The organism is Streptomyces sp. CNT360 (genome assembly GCF_000424785.1).
Window position 1 is genome coordinate 365,339 of sequence record NZ_KE384243.1, and the last position, 22,725, is coordinate 388,063.

The window sequence follows — 22,725 nt, forward strand, 5'->3', positions numbered from 1 at the left end:
CCGTGGGGTGGGCTGTTTCCGCTCGGCGGTCTGGGTGCGTCGCGGTGGCTGGGTCCGTCGGGTCCGCCGCTGGGTCGGCTGAGCGGAATGGGCTGCCCGGGGTGGCCGGTTCCGCCGGTGCGCCGGGTGGGCTGGGTCTGCCGGGTCGACCCGGTCCGTCGGCTCCCGGGTTGCCGGGTTCGTCGGGCGGTTCGGGTCCGCCAGGTGGCCGGGCCAGCCGGGGCAGGCACGCCGACTGGGTCTGCCGGGTCGGCCGGGTTCGCTGGGCCGGTCGGGTCCGCCGGGGGCGGCCCCGGTCCGCAGGGCTGTGCCGGTTCGTCGGACCGGATGCACCGGCCGGGGGACGGACACTTCGGGCCGGACGCCACGCGGCCTCCGGGGAGCGTCGCCACGGATCGCCGGTTCGGGGCCACGAGCCGGGCTCACCGACCCGGACTCGTAGACAGCCGCTCGTGGGTCCGGGCGCGCGAGCCCGGAGCGTGTCGGCCCGGATCACCCGGGGCCGTACATCGGGGGTCGGCCCCGGGACCGGAGGTCCCGGGCCGGGTCATCGGCCCGGGGTCACCAGGCCCACCTCGTAGGCGAACACCGCCGCTTGCGTGCGGTCCCGCAGCCCCAGCTTCACCAGGATGCGGCTCACGTGCGTCTTGACGGTGGACTCCGCGACCACCAGATGCCCGGCGATCTCCCCGTTGGACAACCCCTGGGCGACCAGCGACAGCACACCCGTCTCCCGCTCGGTGAGGTCCTCGACGCGCTCCCGCGCCTGCGGGCGCGGCCCGCCGAGCCGCGAGAACTCGCTGATCAGCCGCTTGGTGACGGCCGGCGCCAGCAGCGCCTCGCCGGCCGCCACCACCCGCACCCCCTCCGCGAGCCGCTCCGTGGAGGCGTCCTTGAGCAGGAAGCCGCTGGCACCGACACGCAGCGCCTGGTACACGTACTCGTCCAGGTCGAAGGTGGTGAGGATGAGCACTTTCGCCCCGCTCTCCCCCGCGGAGATCTCCCGGGTGGCCTCCAGGCCGTTCATGCCGGGCATGCGGATGTCCATGAGGACGACGTCGGGGCGGAGTCCGGACACCTTCGCGACCGCCTCCGTGCCGCTCGCCGCCTCCCCCACGACCTCGATGTCCGGCATGGCCCCCAGCAGGACGGAGAAGCCCTCGCGGACCATGGCCTGGTCGTCGACGATCAGCACCCGGATCATGCGGCACCCTGCCCGGAGCCGTTGCCCCGCGCGGGCCCGCCCGACCCCGCCGACCCACTCGGTGCCACGGACTCCAGCGGCTCCGGCGCATCCATCGACTCGATCCCTTCCGTCGGGCCCGTCGGCAGGAAGGCGGTCACCTCGAAGCCGCCCGCCGCCGTGGCACCCGTGCTCAACTCGCCGCCCAGCACCTGCACCCGCTCCCGCATGCCGAGCAGACCGTGCCCGGCACCCGGCTGCGAGGCGGTGGGGCTCTCCGCCGCGCCGGGCGCCCGGTCCGGCGCCCCGTTGACGATCCGCAGCTTCAGTCCGCCCGGCACGTACCCGAGTTCCACCCTGGCGGCGGCGCCGGGGGCGTGGCGGAGCGTGTTGCTCAGCGCCTCCTGCACGATGCGGTACGCCGACAGCTCCATCCCCTGCGACAGCGGCCTGACCTCACCGGTGACCTCGCTGTCCACCGCCAGCCCGGTGGTGCGCACGCTGTCGAGGAGGGCGTCGAGGTCGGCGAGGGTGGGCTGTGGTGCCTGCGGAACGTCGGTCGCGCAACCGTCGGGGTCCTCGGCCCGTACGACCCCCAGGATGCGGCGCAGTTCGGTCAGCGCGGCCACGGCGTTCTCCCGGATGGTGGCGAAGGAGGTCGCCAGCTCGGGCGGCGTCTCCGCTACCCGGTAGGGCGCGGCCTGCGCCTGGATGGCGATCACGGACATGTGGTGGGCCACCACGTCGTGCAGCTCACGGGCGATGGTGTTCCGTTCCTCCAGCAGCGTACGGCGGGACCGTTCGCGCGCGGTGACCGACTCCGTCTCCACCACGTGCTGCCGCTCCTGCCACCAGGCCCGCACCGCGGCGGCGGCCACCAGCAGCAGTCCCGCGTACGTGGCGAGCGCGGCCACGGCAGAACCGACGCTGCCCGTGACGGCCCCCGCCAGCGCGCTGAAGACCACGGTGGTGATCAGCCACATCTCCGCCGCGACCCGGGGCCGCGTACGCAGCACCACGAGCACCAGCACCAGCAGATGGCACACCATCGCCACCTCGCTGCGGGGTGCGGCGAGGTTCGGCACGCCGAGCGGCACGCTGACCACGAGCCCGAGCAGGGAGAGCCAGTACGCGGCCGCCGGACGGGACAGCACCAGGGCCACCGGGGCCGCCATCAGCGCCATGAGGGACAGGTTGAAGAGCGTGTCGGGCGGCGCCCCGAAGTCCGCACTCTGCTGGAGACCGGTGACGAACAACACCACGGCGGCCACCATGATCAGCACATGTGGCAGCCACCGCAGGCCGCGGCCCAGCCCGCCCGGCAACTGCTGCGCCCACCGGGCCACCGGACCGCTGTCGGCCGGCGGCAGCGGGCGGTGGGCGAGCGCCCCGGACAGCAGGTCCTCCCGCAGGGCCGACCACCCGCTCGTGGCGGACCGCGGCTTCGAGGGAGTTTCTGCGCGGGACCGGGTACTGGCTTCGGTGTGCTTCGTGATCGTCATGCGGCCACGTTATGCAGGCACCCTTCCTGCCCGCGTCCGCAGGAAAGACGAACCCTCCGCGTCCGCCTCAAGTACTACGCGGCTACCCGGGGCGTACCCGACCGAGCACCCCCACCCCCTTCCGCGTCGCTTCGTTCCGCTCCTTCTGCCGGACATCCGGCACATCCGTCACCGCGACCGACCCCGTTCGCCTCGCACGCAGCACCTGCGCAGCCGCTGGGCAGAGCATCCGGTGACGGCGGCCGCGGAGACTGCGGCTTCCGCGCTGCGGGCCCTCACGGACCATGGTGTGCCGACCGCCGACCGCCGACCGCCGACCGCCGCCGCACTCCGGGCGGCGGCTACGCGGCGTCCCGTACGGGACCGAGATGCTCGTCCAGGAAACGCTCCACGGCGCGGTACACGGTGATCAAATTCTCCGGGTTCTCGATGGAGTGCCCTTCGTCCGGCATGAGTATGTACTCGACGGGGACCCCGCGCGCCCGGAGGGCTTGGACCATGTTGTCGGATTCTGCCTGCGCCACCCGGGCGTCGTTGGCGCCCTGGGCGATGAGCAGCGGTGTGCGGACCCGGTCCACCCGGCTGATCGGTGAGCGGGCCAGCATGTCGGCCTCCTGCTGCGGATCCGCGGGGTCGCCGACCCAGCGGAACCAGTTGGAGGCAAGGGCCGGCCGGACGAACTCCGGCTGACTGCGCAGGAAGTCGGCGAGGTCGGAGACGCCGAAGACGTCCACCGCGGCGGCGAAGACATCGGGGGTGAAGGTGACGCCGACCAGCGCCGCATAGCCCCCGTAGGAGCCGCCCAGGACGGCCACCCGGTCCGGGTCCGCGTATCCCTGGTCGACGGCCCAGTTCACGCCGTCGATCAGGTCGTCGTGCATCTTGCCGGCCAGCTCCCCGATGCCTGCCCGCATGAACGACTTGCCGTACCCCGTTGAGCCGCGGAAGTTCACCTGAAGCACCGCGTAGCCCCGGTTGGCCAGTAGTTGGACGAGAGGGTTGAAACCCCAGCTGTCCCGGTCCCAGGGACCGCCGTGCACGAGCAGGACCAGCGGCAATCGGTGCGGCTCCGTCCCGACCGGCAGTGTCAGATGGGAGGGGAGCGCGAGGCCGTCCCGAGCGGTGACGGTCACCGGTGTCATCGGTGCCAGCTTCTCGGGATCCAGGTGACCACGGGGCCGGAACAGCAGGCGGCTCTCGCCCGTGGAGTGGTCGTAGAAGTATGTGGCTCCGGGATCACGGTCGTGGGTGAAGCTGACGACCCACCGCTGCTCGCTCTCGTCGGACGAGATGTCGGCCAGGTCGCCGTCGGACAAGTTCCCCAGGTTCTCCAGGACCTCGGCGAAGTGCGGGTCCAGTGCGTTGATCACCAGTCGTTCCCCGAGGTAGCGCACTCCGATGAGCTCGCCGGTACGCCGACTGAAGATCAGGGGCGAGGGCAGTGCGGGGAAGACGCGGGCTCGGGTGTCCAGGTCGTACTGCGGGTGGGAGTCGACCTCCGTCTCCTGCCCTGTTGCGGTATCCAGCCGGGCCAGGCGCAGTCTGTCCGTGCCCCGGTGCGAACCGAGCAGAACGCCGTCGGCGTCGGTGGTGACTTCCAGCGGATAGACGCCCAGCGGATGGTCCGCACCGTCGAACTGCGCGAGATGGCGCCGTGTTTGCGCGGGCTCGCTCCAGCGGGAGAGCCGTAGGTCACCCCGTTCGGTCACCTCGTTGACGAGGAGGTCCCCGCTGCCGCCATGGATGAGGGTGGTGGCAGCGCCCCCGGTGTTCTCCGCAAGCGTCCGCAGGTCACCGGTGGCGATGTCCAGCTCGAAGAGGTCGAACGCGGCGGGGTCGCGGCTGTTCGAGGAGAACACCGCCTTACCCGGCTGCGCGGCGGGCAGCTTCAGATCCATGATGCGTGCGCCGGGGAAGGGGGTCAGGTCAGTGGCCCCTGCGTCCGGGTCTTCGAGATCGACGCGGTACAGGTGCCGGTTCTCGTCGCCCCCCTGGTCCCGGGTGAAGAGCAGCCACCTCGGATCGTCGGTCCAGTGATAGCTCAGCAGGTTGCGGTCCTCGCAGGTGACCCGCCGCGCGTCCCCTGGCGCGTCGACGCTCTCGATCCACAGGTTGAGGTGGTCTCGCCAGGGAGCCAGGTACGCGATCTTGGTTCCGTCCGGCGAGAGGGAGGCCCTCGAACGGACGGGAGGGGCGAAGAGCTCCTCGACGCTGATCGGCTTCGGCAATGCCATGTGGTCCCTCCTGTGGCTGTCCCGGACAGCGAGTGATGAGGCCCCGGTGGGGGTCGGCAAGGGCTCTGAGCGGGTTCGCAGCCTCGGGCCGGGTACCGTTCCGCGGTCGAAGGCTGTCACTTAATGACACTGGCACTAAGTGACAGCGATGGCAAATGTGTCGCGCGTCCAGCCGTCACGGGTCGTCGGTCGCGGCTCCTGCTGAGACTGCGTCCTTGAGTTGGCCCGGGTGAGCGTCGTGGTTGGCCCGCAATCAACGCCCCTGTCCAGAGGGTGGTTGTTCGGCGAACGAGGTGCGGTAGGTGCGTGGGCTGGTCGCCAGGCGCGATGCGAAGTGCTGGCGCATGGTGACCTCGCTGCCGAAACCGGACCGGCGGGCGACCTCGGGCATGGGCAGGTCGGTGCGTTCGAGGAGTTTCTGGGCTGACGCGATGCGGTGGTCCAGAAGCCAGCGCAGCGGGGTGGTTCCGGTGGCCGCCGCGAAGTGCCGGGTGAAGGAGCGCGGTGACATCCCGGCACGGGCGGCGAGTGCGGACACGGTGAGCGGCTCGTCGAGATGCGCCAGGGCAAAGGCGCGTACCTGGGTCAGTGCGTCCGCGTCGCGGGCGGCGTGTGGGGTCGGGTGTTCGATGAACTGGGCCTGGGTGCCGGTCCGGAACGGTGCGGTGACCATGGATCGGGCGACCGTCGCGGCCGCCTCCGCGCCGTGCATGGTGCGGAGAAGGTGCAGGCACAGGTCGATGCCGGCGGCCGTGCCGGCGGACGTCCACAGATTGCCGTCCTCGACGAACAGGGCGTCCGGCTCGACCCGCACCCGTGGGTGCCGGTTCCGCAGCAGGTCGGCCAGTGCCCAATGGGTCAGCGCCCGGCGGCCGTCCAGCAGGCCCGCCTGGGCGAGCGTGAACGCGCCGCCGCACAGCGCGGCGATGGTGGTGCCCCGGGCGTGGGCGCGGCGCAGTGCCGCGAGGACCGGCTCGGGTGCCGGGGGGGCGTGGTCGTCCAGGCCGGGTACCAGGATCAGATCGGCGCGGGGTAGCCAGGCGAGGGTGCGGTCCGGTGTAAGTGCGAGCCCGCCGCGCATCGGTACCGGTTCGGGGCCGACGGCCACCCGGTGCAGCTCGAACGTGGGCACTCCGCGGTCGGTGCGGTCCACGCCCCAGACCTCGGTGATCACCGAGACGTCGAAGGCCCGGATGCCGGGGGAGGCGAGCAGGGCGATGCGGTGGGCCGGGGCCGGTTGTGTCACCGTGGCAGTAAACCATCGATCGCTGTCTTTCTGCCTCCTGTGGACCGGCCCGGACCGGCGGCAGGATCGTGGGCATGGAGATCACACAGAACGCGGCGCTGGTAGTGGTGGACGTGCAGAAGGGCTTCGACGAGTCGGAGTTCTGGGGCCCGCGCAACAACCCGTCCGCCGACGACAACATCGCTTCCCTGATCACGGCCTGGCAGGAGGCGGACCGGCCGGTCGTCTTCGTACGGCACGACTCCGACAAGCCCGGCTCGCCGCTGCGGACCGGGTACGAGGGCAACGACTTCAAGGAGTACGTCGAGGAGCGGCGCGGCAAGGGCGGCGGGCCGGAACTTCTCGTCACCAAGTCCGTGAACTCGGCGTTCTACGGCACCCCCGACCTTGACGACTGGTTCAAGGCGGCGGGCATCACCCAAGCCGTAGTGGCCGGTATCCAGACCAACATGTGCGTGGAGACCACCGCCCGCATGGGCGGCAACCTCGGCTACGACGTGCTGGTCGCCCTCGACGCCACCCACACCTTCGACCTGACCGGCCCGAACGACTGGCACCTGACGGCCGACGAGCTGGCCCGGGCGAGCGCCGTCTCACTGCATGGAGGAGGCTTCGCCCGGGTGGTGACAATCAGCGAGCTGGTGGCCGCCGTCCACCCCTGACACCCCGATCAGGGGTGCAGGCCAACCCCGGCGCTCACCCGGGCCAACTCGGCCGCTCACGGGCCAGGTCAAGGACTCAGTCGCACCTGCGCCTCCGGGTGGCCGACCGGTCGACGGCAAGCCTGTGTTGCAGGTCACATGTGCAGGGGTGGCGAAATCTGTCACTAAGCGTCAACCTAGCAGTTAGTGACGCGACGGTGAGGCTACGCGTGGCGCACTTGGGGAGAGCCGACCGCCATGAAGAGCGCGAGCTGCCTGCTGTGTGTCGGGCGAACCGTGGTGCGGATCCATGGCGCCTTCGAGTGGTGCAGTCCCGTCGAGTCAGGAAAAGCGCTGTGCCGACAGGCCGACGGCCCCTTGCGGGCCGCGCCGTGCAACAGGAACCGGGCCTGTTGCCACGTATTCAAGGAGTACCCATGGATCTTACGCTTCCGCAGCAGATCTACCTGTGCGCCTACGCCTTCAAGAAGGACAAGTTCCCGGCCACGCTTCTGCAGTTCCGCGGGCAGCGGATACGCGCTGCCGCCCTGACCGAGCTGATCCTTGCGCAACAGGCCGAGACCGACGGGCGCCGGGTTCGCGTACTTGGAGACCGGTCACCGGCGGATCCGTTTCTTGCCTCTGTGTGGGAAGAGCTGCACGCGGGGCCGAAGAAGTGGATGGCACTGGTGCACAACAGGGCGCATACGGCGGAGAAACCAGTCGAGGACCAGTTGATGGCTGCCGGGATCATCGAAAAGAAGACCGGCCACACCTTCAGCCTGCTCAGGGGAAGCAAGGTTGTCCTGCGGCAAAAAGAGGAGGCCCGAGCCGTGCAGCAAGCGTTGCGCACGCGGGTCACCACCACTCCCGACCCGTCCACGCTGCCCCTGGAGCAAGTGGCACTGCCGGTGATCGCCCTGGAGAGCGACGCGACCATGGGGGTCGTGCTGGACCGATCCGAGCGCCGCCAACACAAAGAGGCTCTGGAGGAATCGGCCCGGAAGTTCGATCGAGAAGTACCGGGCCTGCGTAAAGCCCTGTCGAACTCGGTGCTTTCCAGCCGGGCTGTCGGCGGCGGATGGAGCTGAGCAGGCCGAACCTGCAATTGCGCGACCCTCGGCATGCGACTCCGAGGAAAGAAGCCAAGTGTCGAGCTCACGTCCCTCCCTTGGCTCGCCCCGACCACCGTCGGCGTCACAGTCGTTGCAACGCGGTGGCGGACAAAGAACGGCCACTGCAAGACGAACAGTGCAACGGAACACCGCCGTACCCGATCGCGGTTCATACGCGCCGCACCTACCGCCCGCGACCGGTGAATGCACCACCGGTGAGCGGGAGCCGGACGCGCCGCAACGCTTTTCCGGCCGTCTGGACGACGTCACCGGAACCGCAACCGTCCCTCCCGTACTCCCGGCGGGCCTTGTGCTGCACCCGGGGCGGTCGGAACGCCCGGGCGCCGACAGACGGCTTGGCAGTGCACGGCGGGGAGCGGTGGTGGTGTGGCTCACTCGGCGTCGTCCAGCTCGGCCACACGGAGGAGTTCGGAGGGCGTGCCCGGCGTATCGAGGGTGACGGCTGCACCGTGCCGAATGCGGCCTGGTGGTTGGCCGCTGTGGGTGGTGGTTGGCCGCGCCGCGGTCGAGCATGAGGCCGACCGCAGCGGTGGACACAACGCCATGGCTGGTGCCGTGCTCGCCGGGCAGCCATGGCCGATCTGCGAGCTGCGCGGCGCACGTCGGCGCTCGTCCTGCCCCGAGCGCCGACGTGAACACCGCCGTTGCCCCGGGGGATCGGCGACCCGTGTCCGTCGTAGGTCTGTTCCTACCGGGGCCGACCCCCTGTCGGGGGGCCTCACTCCCTTTGGCCGACAACTCGGCGAGGTCGGCGCGGAGTATGTCGGCAGGAGAGGGGAGGCCCGGCCTCATCTCTCCCCCGGTGTCACCTGCCGCCGTGCGGTCGGAGGTCGCGCTGCCCGGAGTGTCGGCGGGCACGCCGTTCTGCGCGGCGCGGACCTGGTACTGGCGTACACACCGTTACCGGGCGTCGCCTGACGGGAATGCGGCGGGGGCCGACGGGCGGCATCCGGTCCGGCGCCGATGGCCCGACCTGTCGGTCGGCCTGGGTCATACACGGGGAACAGTGCGGGAGGCCGGCTCAGGCAGATGCCGAACGGGACACCGAATGCCGGTGTCCGTACGGTCCGACGGAGGTCCCGCGTACGGATCTCAGGCCGTAGCCGCGTCCCCCACGGCGCCTCCCGTGGCGCTGCGGACCGCCTGGGCCAGGAGCTGGTGCGCATGAGCGAAGCGGCGTACGTCGGCACCGCCGAGCAGGGCCTCGCCGATCTCCTCGTTGACGACCCGTAGGGCGCCCGAGGCGGCTGCCGCGTGCTTCTGCACCCTGATGTCGTCGGCCGGCAGGTCAAGTCGGCCGGCGATGCTCTCGGCCAGTACGTGTTCCAACTGGTCACAGGCCATCAGCCAGGCCGTGCGGAGCGCGGGCTCCCTGCTGCCGAGCGCGATCATCTTCATCGCGAGCGCATCGTCGGCGCGCTCCGCCCTGTCGGTGCCGCGGCCATGCATGCTCATCTCATCGGCGAGGTGGTCATCCAGGGGGACTTCGGGTTTCCAGCGTCGCAGGGCGGCCATCTCCCATGCGACGCCACGCAAGATGATCGGTTCGGCACAGCTCTCCTTGCTCCGGAAGTGCCGCCAGACGGTACGCGTCGACAGGCCCACTGCTTCGCCGATCTGGTCGCCGCTGGTCGCGGCAACGCCCCGTTCCCAGAAGAGACGCGACGCCTCCCGAGAGATCTCCAACCGGACCCGGCAGCGCCGCCGCTCGCGCATCCCAGTTCCGACGCGACTGCTCACCTGCACGGGTTCACCTCGTCATTCATCCCTCGGACGCAGACGTCGTCCAGCGGCGGCTCTGCCGTTCACCGGCGGCTCTGCCGACGAAGGCCAGGAAGTGCCCGGCCGTGTGCTCGCCAGCGGCGGCGCGGGGCCGGCGACCCCGCAAGAGACGACGCCTGTGGTCGCGGCAGTGCGTATGCGTGTGCCCCGAACGGGCCGTGGGCGGCCGATCCGGGGCACACGCGGAGCGGAGCCGTTGGTCAGGTGCGCTTGGCAGGCAGCAGCCCTACGGCCTTCAGCCGCTTGTCGGAAGCCCGGGCGGCCCAGGCGACGGTCAGGAGGCCGACGGCGAGGAGCGGGTAGCCCATGGCGATCTTGGCGAAGCCCAGCGAGCCGACCTCGTCGGCCTGGTAGAGGTACTGCTGGACGGCGAACCGGGCGCCGAAGATGGCGGCCAGCACCAGGGTGGCGATGTCGTAGTAGATCCGCGAACGCTTGTCCGCCCGCCAGACGGTGCCCTTGCCGGTCATCGAGTTCCAGATCAGGCCCGCCAGAGGCCGGCGCAGCACCACGGAGAGGACGAAGGCGACGGCGCCGACCAGGCTCGCCCAGATGCCGATGAGGAAGAAGTCCTTGGCGGATCCCGTGTACCAGGAGATGCCGGCGGCGATCGCCACGCCGAACACGCCGCCGAGCGCGGGCTGGAGCGACTCCCTGCGCATCAGCCGATGCACCGCGATGCCGCAGGCGACGAGCAGAGCGGCGAGGATGCCCACCTTGAGCCCACCGGCGCTGTGGGCGACGACGAACACCAGGGCGGGCAGCGCCGAGTAGACGACCCCCTTGGTGCCGCCCGCCTGTTCCAGCGCCGACTTCTTCTTCTGGCCTGCCGCCTGCATGCCGGTCGCCGCCTCCTGGGAAGTTGTGGTCTGCACGGTGATCCGCTCCTCCGGGTTGGCCTGCGGTTCGTCACTAAGTGACATCCTGGCACCTAGTGACGATCGGAGCCACCTCATGCGGTGTGACCTGAGTCACTTCTGGTTGAAACCCCAGCTCAGCGAGGTGCCCGTCTTCAGGTGAGGCGATCACGGTCGGGGACGTCCCCGGTGGGCTGCGGCTGACGCGCACCATTGCGCGCGGCCCGGCTTTCCCGCCCTCGGTCTGCGCCTGCCCCCACCGTCGTCCGCGGCGTGCTCGCGCAGGTCCTCGGACATCGACGTCCGACGACCCGCACCCGCGCCACCTCGACGGCCGCGACCACCACGGAAGTCGGCGGCGCCGCACTGAGCGAGACGACTGGGACAGGCCGACAGTGATCGGCGCACCGCCGTACACCTCGGCGTCGCAAGAAGGCGGACGGGCCTGCACCGGCCCGGCAGCCGGACACTCCTGACGCCTCCGGTCGGCCCGACCGTCACCGCGCGCCCGCGCCCGGTGCCGCGCCCAGAACTTGGCGCGGTGTGATCCTGCTGTCCATGCTCCTGGACCCGTCGCGGACGCCTGGTGACAGTTCCGGCGGGTCCGCGGCGACCGCCGTGGCCGTCGCGCCCGTCGCGGCCGGAGTCGTCCCGGTCTGGGCGGGCACGACGGCGGGGGCTCCGTCCGGGTCCCGGCTGCGGCCTGCGCGCTGTTCGGACTCAAGCCGGGGCGTGGCGACGTCCCGCCAGGGCCTCACGCCGACGGAGGCTTCCACGGCACCGCGGTGCAGGGCGTGCTGTCGCGCACGGTCCGTGACTCCACCGCGATGCTCGACGTCCTGGTCGGCTCCCCACCGGAGGGTCCGTACCGGGTGGCCCCGGCGGAGCGTCCGTACGCCGACGCCGACGCCGACGCCGACGCCGACGCCGACGCCGACGCCGACGACCCGCGCCCGCCGCGGATCGGGCCGACCCCGGTGGCCTCGCTCGGCTGACCGCTCGACCCACAGGCCACCGACGCGGTGCGGGACGCGGGGGAGGCTGCTCATCGGCCCCTTACCCAACTGGCGGACGTGACCGGGTACGCGGCGGCATCGGTGCCGCTTCACCGGACGTCGAGCGGGCCGCCGCTCGACGTCCGGTCCGTCGGGCACCCGGGCCCGGAGCCCGAACTGCTCGCACGGGCCGCACAGTGGAAGCGGGCGCGGCCCTGGGCGCGCCTCCGGCCGGAGGCGCCCGCACGCCGTCCGCAGCCTGACATCCTCTGAGGACGATTTCCGTATGACTACTGTTCCCACGCATCATCGCCGGGGAGCTGCCCGGACGCTTCGCCTGGCAGGATCCCTGTGAGGCCAGGGCAGCAGGCAGGTGCCAGGCGCCACCGCTCGTTGCAGCCGGGGTGGAGAGCCGACGTCTTCGTCGGACCGGCCGGAACGACGCCCTGAGCCACGCAGTTCGCATAGGCGCCACGGCGTTGTCGTGTGCAGGGAGCTCGGCAGTTGAGCGGCGTACACAGCACGTGCAGCAGCGGGCGGGTCCCCTCCCGCGTCCGCGACCGAGCCCGTCGGAGTGTGCCCCCTCGGGGGCACCGCTTACTGCTGTCGAGCGGCGGCGCCTTCCTCCGGCTCGGCGGGCGCCTCGTCGAGGTGGACCGGGTCGCCCACGGCGCCCCCCGTGGCCGTGCGGACCGCGTCCGCGATGAAGGCGAAGTTCTCGTCCCCGAGCTCCCGCGGATCGGTGCCGTCCAGAAGGCCGGCCCCGACGTGCTCGTTGATGACTCGCAGAGCAGCCGCAGCGGCCGCGGCGTGCAGACGTACCTGTAGGTCGTCGGGCTTGCATCCGAGCCGAGTCGCGATGACCGCGGCCAGCTCGTGTTCCACCTGGTCGCAGGCCATCAGCCAGGCCGTACGCAGGGCCGGTTCGGTCTCGGCGAGTCGAACCATCTTGACGCCCAGCCCGGTGTCGGCCTGCTCCAGCGGGCTGATCTCGCTGACCAGCCGCTTGGCCTCCGTGGCGAAGTGCTCCTCCAAGGAGCGGTGCGGCGGCCAACTGTGCAGAGTAGCCAGTTCCCACTCCACGCTCTGGGCGACGATCGGCTCGGCGCAGCTCTCCTTGCTGCGGAAATGACGCCAGATGGTGCGGGTCGACAGGCCCACCGCCTCCGCGATCTGGTCACCGCTCGTGCCGTCCACGCCCTGCGCCCAGAACAGGCGTGCCGCCTCCCGCGAGATCTCCAGACGTACACGACGGCGCCGCTGCTCACTCATCCCGCCACGGCTGCGTCCGGTCGGTGCCACGTCGTCGGTCATCTTTCCGCCACCCTTCACCAGGATATTCGCTAAGTGCCATATTGGCATTAAGTGACGCAACGTGCTAGCTGGTGTGACCGAGGCTTCGGACTTCGCTCGCTCCCGGCCCGCACGCCGAGCGCATCCGTGGGAGGGCGTCGCCGCCCGCACGGGCATGCGTACGGGGCGCGCCCTTGTGAGTGCTCGCTGAAGGCGTCATGGTGCGCCGTCCCGCACCCCTCCCTCGCCGCGACAGGCTGTGGGGCTGCCCGGGATCCACGTCCCATGTCTGCCACTTGATGAAGTCGGTGGTGGTCTCGTCGGGCAGCGTGACTGCCCAGCCCCTGTAGTCGCCGGAGGGCAGGGCGCCGGTTTCTACCAGCGGGCCCGCGTCGACGGGCGGATCGAGCGACTCTTCCGCGCTGTGGGCGGGAGAGCGCGGTGCGCCAGGTGTCTGCGTCGCGGCTGACCTGGAGGAGGCCGAAGTCGGTCCCGACCCGGGTGACTTCTGTCATTGCACGGTAGGAGTCGTCCCAGTTGCGAGGCCGGGCCCAAGCCCCGGCGCATCTCGGCGGCGACGATGTGGAGGTGATCGTCCGCGTGGTGCACGGCGCTCCATCGGCAGCCGTCTGGGGCGTTGCCGGTGACGTGCAGGACCCGGCGGGCGAGGGTGGCCCACGCGGTGTCGGTCAGAATGCGGTCCTCGGGGGCGGCCCCGCGCGAGCGGTGCCCCGCGTGTCCCTCCGGGCCTTGGCCGCCGGACGGCTTGCCCCGCAGGCCGGGCGCCTTGACGAACTGGCCCGTCCGCTTCCTGTGGCTGGGGCTGCCTTCCGGGCCGGGGCCGGGGTCGGGGGGCGAAGCTGTCCCAGGAGGGGACGATGTGCTGATCGGTGTACACGGTCGCCGTGCCCGGCCGACAGACCAGCATGCCCCGGACATTGCTTCCCGGCTGGACGACGTCCGCGATCAGGCCCGGCCCTGTCTCTTGCCCGGACGCCGAGGCTGCTGCCGATTCTGACGATCTGTTCCGCAGCTACGCCGTCCTCTCACAGGCCAAGGGGGAGGTGCAGATCACTGATGAAGACATCCATACCGCCTTGTCGGATTGGACGCAGTCGGTCGACGAAACATGAGCCGTTGGCCCCCTTTCGAGAACTCGATCCAGAGATGCGGGCGTTCGATGTCCCGTACGCGCGAGCGGTCCGAGCGACAGCTCGGAGCATGGGCGGTGGCGCGGGTCGTCGGCGCCGCTTCCTTGGCCAAGACCGGGCAGGGGGGCTCGTGTCGAGCTGGTTCGAGGGCTGTGGATGCACACACGCGGAACAGTGGGATGCCAGATGCGCGATGTCCGACGAGACGGGTCACGGGCTCGTCTGGAAGAAGACGACCAGGATCTTCTCCGATCATCTCCCAAACGATCTCCAGCAACCACTCAGGGGCCCGACCCGCTCTCACGGATCAGGCCCCTGACCTGGTATTTCCTCTGTCGGGGTGGCGGGATTTGAACCCACGACCTCTTCGTCCCGAACGAAGCGCGCTGCCAAGCTGCGCTACACCCCGAAGCAACGAGGACTACTTTAGCTCAGGGGGGCGCTGAGGTGAAATCGGGTTTCGCGGGGTGACCGCGGGCGTCTCGGAGGTCAGGAGTCGCGGGGGTGGAGGGTGAGGAGGGTGGCCTCCGGGGGGCAGGCGAAGCGGACGGGGGTGTAGCGGTTGGTGCCGCAGCCGGCGCTGACGTGGAGGTACGACTCGGTGCCGCCTGCCCGGTGGGTGGACAGGCCCTTCACGCGGTCCGTGTCGAGGTCGCAGTTGGTGACCAGGGCGCCGTAGAAGGGGACGCAGAGCTGGCCGCCGTGGGTGTGACCGGCCAGGATCAGCGGGTAGCGGTCCGCGGCGAACGCGTCGAGCACGCGCAGGTACGGAGCGTGTACGACGGCGAGGGAGAGGTCCGCGTCCTCCTCGGGGCCGCCGGCCACCTCGCCGTACCGGTCCCGCTTGATGTGCGGGTCGTCCAGGCCGGTCAGTGCGATCTCCTGGCCGCCGTCCAGCTTGAGGCGGCCCCGGGAGTTGGTGAGCCCGACCCAGCCCGCGGCGTCGAAGGCGTCCCGCAGCTCTTCCCAGGGGTTGTGGACGGCGCCGACGGCCGGCGGGTTGCCGTTGAGGCCGTGCCTGCCGCTGGCCTTCTCCAGAAGGTACTTGGCGGGGTTGCGCAGCTTGGGCCCGTAGTAGTCGTTGGAGCCGAAGACGTACGCCCCGGGGTACTCCAGCAACGGGCCCAGCGCGTCGAGGACTTCGGGTACGCCCTCGGGGTCGGACAGGTTGTCCCCGGTGTTGATCACGAAGTCGGGACGCAGGGCGGCCAGCTCGCGCAGCCACCGCTGTTTCCTGCGCTGGCCGCACACCATGTGGATGTCCGAGACCTGCAGGACGCGCAGCGGGTGCATGCCGGGTGGCAGCACGGGCACCGAGACCCGTCGCAGGCGGAACGAGCGGACTTCGACACCCGCCGCATATCCCACGCAGGCCGCGCCGAACGCGGTGAGGCCGACGGCTGTCTTCAGGGGGATCCGGTATCGCGCGCGCATGGCCCCATGGTGGCAGACCCGGGCCCTTCGGCGGAGGTCTCGCAGCGGTCGAGGCAGCGATCAAGGGGGGTCGGTCCGGGCGTCATATGCCGGGCGTCCGGCGTACGCAGGGTGGCACACTGACCTCATGACCACGCTCAAGTCCCGGCTGCAGGACGACCTGACCGCAGCGATCAAGGAGCGCGACGAGCTCCGTTCCGCCACTCTCCGGATGACCCTGGCCGCGATCACCAAGGAGGAGGTCGCCGGCACCAGCGCCCGCGAGCTCTCCGACGACGAGGTGCAGAAGGTCATCGCCCGTGAGGCGAAGAAGCGGCGTGAGGCGGCCGAGGCGTTCGCGGGTGGTGGCCGTACCGAGCAGGCCGAGCGGGAGCGGGCCGAGGGCGAGGTGCTCGCGGACTACCTGCCGCAGCAGCTCTCCGACGAGGAGCTGGAGGCTCTCGTCGGCGAGGCCGTGGACGAGGCGCGGGCCGGTGGCGCCGAGGGTCCGAAGGCGATGGGTGCCGTCATGAAGATCGTCAACCCGAAGGTGGCCGGGCGCGCGGAGGGCGGCCGTGTCGCAGCGGCGGTCAAGAGGCGGCTCGCCCAGTGAGGCGCCTCCCGTGGCCGCACTGCTGCTCCGGCAGGTGAAGCGGCTCCACGGGTGAGGCCCCGGTCCGGGAACGCTCCCGAGCCCGGTGACGCCCCGCCTGGGAGAACTCCCGCCCGGTGACGCTCCCGCCCGGCGCGGCTCCGGCCTGGTGCCGCTCCACAGGAGAGACGGTGCCTGTACGGAAGCTGCTCCCGCAGTGAGGTGGCTCGAACGCCGCCGTCATCTGGTGAACAAGGCTTACAGGTAAGGGGCGCCCTCCATGGGAAGGCGCCCCTTACCGTTGCTCCGGTGCACCTGGTGCACCCGGCGCACCCGGGTCGGACGGTCTACGGCCAGCCGCCTCCGCCGCCGACATCCCAGCCACCGCCCCCGTCACCGTTCCCGCCGTTGCCGGGCCAGTCGCCGCCGATGCCTCCGCCGTTGTCGCCGCCGCCGATGATGTCCGGCGGCACGCTCGGGTGGTCCCAGTCGCCGCCGGGCTGACCGCCTCCGCCGTGATCGGCGGCGTCGTCGTCCGGCTTGTCCGCCGGCGGCTTGTGGGACGGCGAGCGGGGCTTCTTGTTGCCGCCCCGGATCGGTACGTGGTGGAAGTCGGGCGCGTCCTCGCCGTCCAGTGCGCCCGCCATCGCGTCGCGCCAGATCGGACCGGGCACCTCACCACCGAAGACCTTCGCGTACTGGTGGCCGCCGATGCTGATGTCGACCATCCTGGTGCGGTGCGCGGGGTCGCCGACCCAGACGGCTCCGGACATGTTCGGGGTGTAGCCGACGAACCAGGCGGCGTACCGTTCGTCGGTCGTACCCGTCTTGCCCGCGCTGTCGCGGCCGCTGAGCCCCGCCTTCTTGCCGGTGCCGTCCTCGACCACGCCGCGCAGCAGCGAGTTGACCGTGTCGGCGGTCTTGGTCTTCATGGCCCGCTTGCAGTCGGTCTTGGGCACGTCCATCTTGTGGCCCTGCGCGTCGGTGATCGACTCGGTGGCGACGGGTGTGCAGTGCACGCCGCGGTTGGCGAGGGTGGCGTAGCCCTCGGCCATCGTCAGCGGCGACATCTCCTGGGTGCCGAGGGAGATCGAGGGCACCTGGTCGATCTTCTTCCCGTCGGCCCGCTGGACGCCCATCTTCTTGGCCATGTCGGTCACCGGGCAGATGCCGGTGTCCCCTATCAGGGAGACGAAGTAGGTGTTGACCGACTTCGCGATCGCCTCCTTCATGCGATAGGGGCCGACCTCGGAGGAGTTCTCGTTCTCGACCGGCGCCTTGCCCCGCCAGGTGCCCTCGCACTTGTCGACGGGCGAGGGGTACTGCATGCGGTACGGCGAGGCGTACGACCGGTAGGGGCTGACGCCCTTGTCCAGCGCGGCGGCGGCGATCACGGGCTTGAAGGTCGAGCCGGGCTGGTAGCCGGCGCCGCCGCCCATGTTCCCGTTCACCGAGAGGTTTATCTGGGTCTCGTTGTCCTTGGCGTCGAAGCCGTAGGGGCGCGACTGGCCCATGCCCAGGATCTTGCCGGTGCCCGGCTGGACGAGCGCCGCCGCGGTGGCGACCTTGTCGGACCGGTTCACATGGGACCTGATCGAGTTCTGGACCGACTTCTGCGCCTTGGGGTCGAGTGTGGTCCTGATCGTGAGGCCGCCCCGGTTCCACCGCTTGACCCGGTCCTTGTGGGTCTTGCCGAACGCGTCGTCGGAGAGGAAGACGCGTCGGACGTAGTCGCAGAAGAAGCCGGACCCCGAGGTGGCGGTGATGCAGCCGTTCTTGGGGCTGCTCACCTTCAGACCGAGGGGTTCGGCCTTGGCCTTCTTCGCCTGGGCGCGGGTGACGTGGCCGTGGACGGCCATCCGGTCGAGCACCACGTTGCGCCGTTTGAGGGCCGTCTTCTCGTGCAGGACGGGGTCGTACTGGGTGGGGGACTGGACGAGCCCGGCGAGCAGGGCCGCCTCGTCCAGGTCGAGATCCTTCGCGGACTTGGAGAAGTACCGCTGCGCGGCCGCCTCGACGCCGTACGCCTGCTGTCCGAAGAAGGAGATGTTGAGGTAGTTCTCCAGGATCTGCTTCTTGCCGAGCTCTTCTTCGACCTGGATCGCGTACTTCAGCTCGCGGATCTTCCGGCCGATGGTCTGCTGGGTGGCCTGGGCGACCTTGTCCCGGTTGTTGCCCGCCTCCTCCACGAAGACGTTCTTCACGTACTGCTGGGTGAGGGTGGAGGCTCCCTGGGAGACCTGGCCGGAGCGGGCGTTGCGGTTCAGCGCCCGCAGGACGCCCTTGAGGTCGACGGCGCCGTGCTTGTAGAAGCGTGCGTCCTCGATGTCGACGATCGCCTTGCGGACGTACGGCGACATGTCGTCGAGGTTCACGACCGTGCGGTCCCGGGAGTAGACCTTGGCGATCTCGCCGCCCTCGTTGTCGAGGATGGTCGTGCGCTGGCTGAGCGGCGGTCGCTTCATGTTGGCGGGCAGCTCGTCGAAGCCCTCGACCGTGCCCTTGGTCGCCAGCCCCAGCGTTCCGACGGCCGGCAGCGCGAGCCCGGCCATCACCGTGCCCGCCAGCACACTGACGCCGACGAACTTGGCGATCTGCTGGGGCCGGCTCGCTCCGCGACCCGCACGCTTCTTAGCCATGAAGAAAAGCCTACGACGGCCGGGCCGTCAGCAGACCGTGGGGAACCGTGGCAAACGCCGGACAGCGCCGCGCCGGTCGCCTACGCTGGGCCTGTCGTCACTCTGACCTCCCTCGTCACCACCGCCCCACCTGCTGTTTCGCCCCGTTCCGGTTTCTGTTTCGGTTCTCGATCCTGTCGTGGGCATGCCCCACCGCTGTCGTAGGGCTGTCGAGCCTCCGCCGTACGGCTCCGGCGCACTCGTCTGCCGCCCGGGTGGCGCCTCCCCGTGACCTCCGGGTCACTCCGTTGGGTGATGTGGTGCGCACGCATAGTCCGTTCGGGCCATGCAAGATTGGGCCCGAAGGGGGTGTTGCGCCCGGACTGCTCTTCCGTAACGTCCTCAACTGGCAACGGTGAATATGCCGTTCGCCGCCGTGGGGGAGCCTCGATTCGGGAGAGGACGGCACCGGCAATGAGCTGGGTGACAGACTGGAGTGCGCAGGCGGCATGCCGCTCTACGGATCCGGACGAACTGTTCGTGCAGGGGGCCGCGCAGAACCGCGCGAAAGCCGTGTGCACGGGCTGCCCGGTCCGTACGGAGTGCCTCGCCGACGCACTGGACAATCGCGTGGAGTTCGGGGTGTGGGGCGGGATGACGGAGCGCGAGCGCAGAGCCCTGCTGCGCCGTCGGCCCACGGTCACCTCGTGGCGGCGCCTGCTGGAGACGGCGCGCTCGGAGTACGAGCGCGGCACCGGCATGGTGCTGCCGGTCGAGGTGGAGCCGGTCGGCGTGGAGCTCGGTGCGGAGGAGCGTGAGCCGCGGTACGCCGCGGTGGGTTGACGCCGACACGGTGCGCGGCGCCGAGCCGGTCGGAGCGGATGCGCCGGGTGGCAGGCGTTCTCGGACGTAGCGGAAACGATACTGCGCTGGTCGAAGCCCTCGCCGGCCCCCGGTGAGCCGCTCAGGCCCTTACGGTTCCTCAGCCGTCAGGGCATCCGGGTCCTCGCGGGCCCTCGGTCCTTACGGACTCTCGGCCTCGCGGGTCCTCGGCCGTACGCTCGCGCGTCCTCGGCCGTACGGTGCCTCGGGCCTTACGGATCCTCGCGCTGCCCGGACAGTCGGTCCCCGATGGCGCGCAGCCCGGCCAGGTCGTGCACGTCGCCGGGGAGCGCCGCCACCTCGGCCAGCGGGACGTCCGGGTGCCGGGTGGTGAAGCGGTCACGGGTGTGCCGCTCGCGGGCCATCAGGCGCAGGCGTGCGGCGTGCAGCCGCAGGAGACCGGCGGCCAGTCGGACGGTCTCGTCGGTGGTGTCCTGCTCCACCACGCCGCCGGCAAGGTTCTCGGCCGCCGCGAGAGCTGCCTCCGCGCTCAGTCCGGCCGCGTCGCTGCGGTGCATGCGGTTGAGTACCAGACCGGCCAGCGGCATCCGGTCGGCGGCCAGCCGCTCCACGAAGTAGGCCGCCTCGCGCAGCGCGTCCCGTTCCGGCGCGGCGACCACGAGGAAGGCCGTGCCGGGCGCCTGGAGCAGTCGGTAGGTCGCGTCCGCGCGGGTGCGGAAGCCGCCGAACATCGTGTCCATCGCGGCCACGAAGGTCTGCACGTCCCGCAGCAGCGCCGCGCCGAGGAGCTTGTCGAGGGCGCCGGTGAACAGGGACAGGCCGGCCATGGACAGGTTGACGAACTTCATCCCGGCCCGGCCGCCGACCCGCGCGGGGGCCATCAGCAGCCGGATGAGCTTGCCGTCGAGGAAGGAGCCGAGCCGCTTGGGGGCGTCGAGGAAGTCCAGAGCGGAGCGGGAGGGCGGGGTGTCGACGACGATGAGGTCCCACTCGTCGGCGGCGCGCAACTGGCCGAGCTTCTCCATCGCCATGTACTCCTGCGTCCCCGCGAAACCGGCCGAGAGCGACTGGTAGAAGGGGTTGTCCAGGATGGCCTTGGCGCGGTCCGGCTCGGCGTGCGTCTCGACGATCTCGTCGAACGTCCGCTTCATGTCGAGCATCATCGCGTGCAGTTCGCCTCCGGCCCCGGTGTCGACGCCGGGGACCTGGCGGGGGACGTTGTCCAGGTGCGTGAGGCCCATCGACTGGGCCAGCCGCCGTGCGGGGTCGATGGTCAGGACGACGGTTCGGCGGCCCCGCTCGGCCGCGCGGAGCCCCAGGGCGGCGGCCGTGGTGGTCTTGCCGACGCCGCCAGAACCGCAGCAGACGACGATCCGGGTCTCCGGGTCGTCCAGCAGCGGGTCGACCAGGAGAGGGTCGGCCAGATGGTCCGGCGGCACGCTCATGGACGCTGCTCCTTCCGCCGGCCGGGCGGGTTCTGCCACTGGTGGTGCAGCTCGGTGGCGAGCCCGTACAGGCCCGCGAGGTCGACACCCTCGTCGAGCCGGCCGAGTTCCCGTACGGGGAGGCCCTGCGCGTGCAGGTCGTCGCGGAGCCCCCGTTCGAGCGCGACCCGCGCCGCGTGCTCCCTGCCCTGTTCCAGCAGTGGCGCGACGAGCTGCTCGGCGTGGCCGCTGGTGCGGGTGAGGGCACGCGTCAGGGTCCGTGCGAGGGCGTCCGGGCGCTGATGCGCCGTCAGAAGCTGCTCCTCGCCGGGAAGGCGGGGGCGCACCATGTTCACCACCACGGACGCGGCCGGCAGGCCCGCGGCCCGCAGGTCGGCGATGCCGTCGACCGTCTCCTGCACCGGCATCTCCTCCAGCAGGGTCACCAGGTGCACCGCGGTCTCGGGCGACTTGAGGACGCGCATCACGGCCTGCGCCTGGTTGTGGACGGGGCCGACCTTCGCGAGCCCGGCCACCTCCTCGTTGACGCCGAGGAAGCGGGTGATGCGGCCCGTGGGCGGGGCGTCCATGACGACGGCGTCGTAGACGGGGCGCTGGTTCCTGTCCCGGCGGCGGACGGCCTCGCACGCCTTGCCGGTCAGCAGCACGTCGCGCAGCCCCGGCGCGATGGTCGTCGCGAAGTCGATGGCGCCGAGCTTCTTGAGGGCGCGTCCCGCGCTGCCGAGCTTGTAGAACATCTGGAGGTAGTCGAGGAGGGCCCGCTCGGCGTCGATGGCGAGCGCGTACACCTCGCCGTTGCCGTGCGAGACGGCGATCTTGCGCTCCTCGTAGGGCAGCGGCTCCGTCTCGAAGAGCTGCGCAATGCCCTGCCGGCCCTCCACCTCGACGAGGAGCGTCCGCTTCCCGTCGCGGGCCAGCGCCAGCGCGAGTGCGGCGGCGACCGTCGTCTTGCCGGTGCCGCCCTTGCCGGTCACTACGTGAAGCCTGCCCACGGCTGGGAGCCTAACCAGCCCGCGCGGCGGCTACGCGTGCGGTCCCGTTCGTTAGGGTCTTCCCCATGACGAAGTGGGAATACGCGACCGTGCCGCTCCTCGTGCACGCGACCAAGCAGATTCTGGACACCTGGGGCGAGGACGGCTGGGAGCTCGTCCAGGTCGTGCCAGGACCGAACAACCCCGAGCAACTGGTGGCCTACCTGAAGCGGGAGAAGCAGGCGTGAGTGCCGCCGAGGACCGGCTCGCGCAACTCGGGCTGTCCCTGCCGGAGACCGCCGCCCCGGCCGGTGTCTACGCGCCGGCGGTGCAGACCGGCCCGTACGTGTACACCGCGGGCCAGCTTCCGCTGGTGGCGGGCACCCTGCCGACGACCGGGAAGGTCGGCGCGGAGGTCACCCCCGAGGAGGCCAAGGACCTGGCGCGTACGGCGGCGCTGAACGCGCTGGCCGCCGTCAAGTCGGTCGCCGGGGACCTCGACCGTGTCGCGCATGTCGTCAAGGTCGTCGGTTTCGTCGCCTCCGCACCGGACTTCACCGGTCAGCCGGGCGTCCTCAACGGCGCCAGCGAGCTCCTCGGTGAGGTGTTCGGCGACAAGGGCGTGCACGCGCGCAGCGCGGTCGGTGTGGCCGTCCTCCCGCTGGACGCCCCCGTCGAGGTCGAGATCCAGGTCGAACTCGCCGGCTGACGCCCCCCGCCTGCGTGGGGCCGCCGGGGCGCCGCTCCTCGCGGTGACGCCCCGGCCCGCCCCTCGCAGCTCCCTCGGCCCGCTGCCTCTCGAACATCGGGGCGGCGGGCCGTA

The 22,725-nt window shown here is 71.0% G+C and carries 19 protein-coding genes and 1 tRNA gene; 8 read left to right on the top strand and 12 right to left on the bottom strand.

Translation table 11 applies throughout. From position 1 onward, the window contains the following. Positions 1-547: 547 nt before the first annotated feature. The 4 genes from H297_RS0127440 to H297_RS0127455 all read right to left on the bottom strand — a co-directional run bounded on the left by H297_RS0127440 (position 548) and on the right by H297_RS0127455 (position 6,165). Positions 548-1,204, bottom strand: coding sequence for a response regulator transcription factor (locus tag H297_RS0127440; protein WP_027739660.1), 657 nt, complete (start codon positions 1,202-1,204; stop codon positions 548-550). Beyond that, complete coding sequence (locus tag H297_RS38750; RefSeq protein ID WP_051352219.1) at positions 1,201-2,685, bottom strand: histidine kinase; 1,485 nt, start codon at positions 2,683-2,685, stop codon at positions 1,201-1,203. The genes H297_RS0127440 and H297_RS38750 overlap by 4 nt, the downstream gene beginning before the upstream one ends. 341 nt (positions 2,686-3,026) lie before the next feature. Continuing rightward, positions 3,027-4,919 carry an alpha/beta hydrolase family protein gene (locus tag H297_RS0127450; RefSeq protein WP_027739661.1) on the bottom strand — a complete coding sequence of 631 codons (1,893 nt, stop codon included), beginning with the start codon at positions 4,917-4,919 and terminating at the stop codon, positions 3,027-3,029. A gap of 253 nt (positions 4,920-5,172) precedes the next feature. After that, a complete protein-coding gene (locus H297_RS0127455; RefSeq protein WP_027739662.1) occupies positions 5,173-6,165 on the bottom strand; it encodes a helix-turn-helix domain-containing protein in 993 nt (330 codons plus the stop codon). A 74-nt stretch (positions 6,166-6,239) separates the two neighbouring features. On the opposite strand from H297_RS0127455, the gene H297_RS0127460 reads away from it, so the two are divergent. Together H297_RS0127460 and H297_RS0127465 are read left to right on the top strand one after the other, a co-directional pair. After that, entirely contained in the window at positions 6,240-6,827 is a 588-nt protein-coding gene (locus H297_RS0127460) for a cysteine hydrolase family protein (protein ID WP_027739663.1), read from the top strand. 416 nt (positions 6,828-7,243) lie between these two features. After that, positions 7,244-7,897 carry a GOLPH3/VPS74 family protein gene (locus H297_RS0127465; RefSeq protein ID WP_027739664.1) on the top strand — a complete coding sequence of 218 codons (654 nt, stop codon included), beginning with the start codon at positions 7,244-7,246 and terminating at the stop codon, positions 7,895-7,897. A gap of 1,137 nt (positions 7,898-9,034) precedes the next feature. Here H297_RS0127465 and H297_RS0127470 read toward each other — a convergent pair. Beyond that, positions 9,035-9,682 carry a TetR/AcrR family transcriptional regulator gene (locus H297_RS0127470; protein ID WP_486589688.1) on the bottom strand — a complete coding sequence of 216 codons (648 nt, stop codon included), beginning with the start codon at positions 9,680-9,682 and terminating at the stop codon, positions 9,035-9,037. A gap of 242 nt (positions 9,683-9,924) precedes the next feature. Further along, on the bottom strand, positions 9,925-10,599 hold the full coding sequence (locus H297_RS0127475) for a DUF3159 domain-containing protein (protein ID WP_027739666.1): 675 nt from the start codon (positions 10,597-10,599) through the stop codon (positions 9,925-9,927). A 638-nt stretch (positions 10,600-11,237) separates the two neighbouring features. On the opposite strand from H297_RS0127475, the gene H297_RS42150 reads away from it, so the two are divergent. Further along, positions 11,238-11,576, top strand: coding sequence for an amidase family protein (locus H297_RS42150; RefSeq protein WP_486589691.1), 339 nt, complete (start codon positions 11,238-11,240; stop codon positions 11,574-11,576). 597 nt (positions 11,577-12,173) lie between these two features. On the opposite strand, the gene H297_RS0127485 is transcribed toward H297_RS42150, so the two are convergent. Then, entirely contained in the window at positions 12,174-12,890 is a 717-nt protein-coding gene (locus H297_RS0127485; RefSeq protein ID WP_051352220.1) for a TetR/AcrR family transcriptional regulator, read from the bottom strand. 869 nt (positions 12,891-13,759) lie between these two features. Between H297_RS0127485 and H297_RS38755 the strand changes: the two genes are divergently transcribed. Next, positions 13,760-14,002 (top strand): DUF7701 domain-containing protein, encoded by a 243-nt coding sequence (locus H297_RS38755; RefSeq protein ID WP_037795534.1) that lies wholly within the window; start codon positions 13,760-13,762, stop codon positions 14,000-14,002. A gap of 353 nt (positions 14,003-14,355) precedes the next feature. Here the strand turns inward: H297_RS38755 and H297_RS0127495 are convergent. Beyond that, a tRNA-Pro gene (locus H297_RS0127495) sits at positions 14,356-14,429 on the bottom strand. Between the two features lie 80 nt (positions 14,430-14,509). Then, positions 14,510-15,454, bottom strand: coding sequence for a metallophosphoesterase (locus H297_RS0127500; protein ID WP_027739669.1), 945 nt, complete (start codon positions 15,452-15,454; stop codon positions 14,510-14,512). Between the two features lie 127 nt (positions 15,455-15,581). On the opposite strand from H297_RS0127500, the gene H297_RS0127505 reads away from it, so the two are divergent. Further along, complete coding sequence (locus H297_RS0127505; RefSeq protein WP_027739670.1) at positions 15,582-16,046, top strand: GatB/YqeY domain-containing protein; 465 nt, start codon at positions 15,582-15,584, stop codon at positions 16,044-16,046. Positions 16,047-16,372: 326 nt separating this feature from the next. On the opposite strand, the gene H297_RS0127510 is transcribed toward H297_RS0127505, so the two are convergent. Then, positions 16,373-18,664, bottom strand: a complete 2,292-nt coding sequence (locus H297_RS0127510) for a transglycosylase domain-containing protein (protein ID WP_027739671.1) — start codon at positions 18,662-18,664, stop codon at positions 16,373-16,375. A gap of 453 nt (positions 18,665-19,117) precedes the next feature. Between H297_RS0127510 and H297_RS0127515 the strand changes: the two genes are divergently transcribed. Beyond that, the gene (locus tag H297_RS0127515) at positions 19,118-19,486 is read left to right on the top strand and encodes a WhiB family transcriptional regulator (RefSeq protein ID WP_027739672.1); all 369 of its coding nucleotides are present in this window, start codon (positions 19,118-19,120) and stop codon (positions 19,484-19,486) included. A 251-nt stretch (positions 19,487-19,737) separates the two neighbouring features. Here the strand turns inward: H297_RS0127515 and bagB are convergent, their stop codons facing one another. Both bagB and bagA read right to left on the bottom strand, forming a co-directional pair. Further along, entirely contained in the window at positions 19,738-20,931 is a 1,194-nt protein-coding gene (gene bagB / locus H297_RS0127520) for an ATPase BagB (RefSeq protein WP_027739673.1), read from the bottom strand. Beyond that, positions 20,928-21,923 (bottom strand): ATPase BagA, encoded by a 996-nt coding sequence (gene bagA / locus H297_RS0127525; protein WP_027739674.1) that lies wholly within the window; start codon positions 21,921-21,923, stop codon positions 20,928-20,930. Before bagA ends, bagB begins: the two co-directional genes overlap by 4 nt. 65 nt (positions 21,924-21,988) lie before the next feature. On the opposite strand from bagA, the gene sp36 reads away from it, so the two are divergent. Together sp36 and H297_RS0127535 are read left to right on the top strand one after the other, a co-directional pair. Next, positions 21,989-22,150, top strand: a complete 162-nt coding sequence (gene sp36, locus H297_RS42985) for a Sp36 family protein (RefSeq protein ID WP_003975360.1) — start codon at positions 21,989-21,991, stop codon at positions 22,148-22,150. Beyond that, positions 22,147-22,611: a RidA family protein gene (locus H297_RS0127535; RefSeq protein ID WP_027739675.1), complete on the top strand. Its 465-nt coding sequence runs from the start codon at positions 22,147-22,149 to the stop codon at positions 22,609-22,611. Before sp36 ends, H297_RS0127535 begins: the two co-directional genes overlap by 4 nt. Positions 22,612-22,725 lie beyond the last annotated feature (114 nt).

Coding starts and splice junctions, on each gene's coding strand:
- H297_RS0127440 (WP_027739660.1), bottom strand. CDS start 1,204: ATGATCCGGGTGCTGATCGTCGACGACCAGGCCATGGTCCGCGAGGGC.
- H297_RS38750 (WP_051352219.1), bottom strand. CDS start 2,685: ATGACGATCACGAAGCACACCGAAGCCAGTACCCGGTCCCGCGCAGAA.
- H297_RS0127450 (WP_027739661.1), bottom strand. CDS start 4,919: ATGGCATTGCCGAAGCCGATCAGCGTCGAGGAGCTCTTCGCCCCTCCC.
- H297_RS0127460 (WP_027739663.1), top strand. CDS start 6,240: ATGGAGATCACACAGAACGCGGCGCTGGTAGTGGTGGACGTGCAGAAG.
- H297_RS0127465 (WP_027739664.1), top strand. CDS start 7,244: ATGGATCTTACGCTTCCGCAGCAGATCTACCTGTGCGCCTACGCCTTC.
- H297_RS0127485 (WP_051352220.1), bottom strand. CDS start 12,890: ATGACCGACGACGTGGCACCGACCGGACGCAGCCGTGGCGGGATGAGT.
- H297_RS0127500 (WP_027739669.1), bottom strand. CDS start 15,454: ATGCGCGCGCGATACCGGATCCCCCTGAAGACAGCCGTCGGCCTCACC.
- H297_RS0127505 (WP_027739670.1), top strand. CDS start 15,582: ATGACCACGCTCAAGTCCCGGCTGCAGGACGACCTGACCGCAGCGATC.
- H297_RS0127510 (WP_027739671.1), bottom strand. CDS start 18,664: ATGGCTAAGAAGCGTGCGGGTCGCGGAGCGAGCCGGCCCCAGCAGATC.
- H297_RS0127515 (WP_027739672.1), top strand. CDS start 19,118: ATGAGCTGGGTGACAGACTGGAGTGCGCAGGCGGCATGCCGCTCTACG.
- bagB (WP_027739673.1), bottom strand. CDS start 20,931: ATGAGCGTGCCGCCGGACCATCTGGCCGACCCTCTCCTGGTCGACCCG.
- sp36 (WP_003975360.1), top strand. CDS start 21,989: ATGACGAAGTGGGAATACGCGACCGTGCCGCTCCTCGTGCACGCGACC.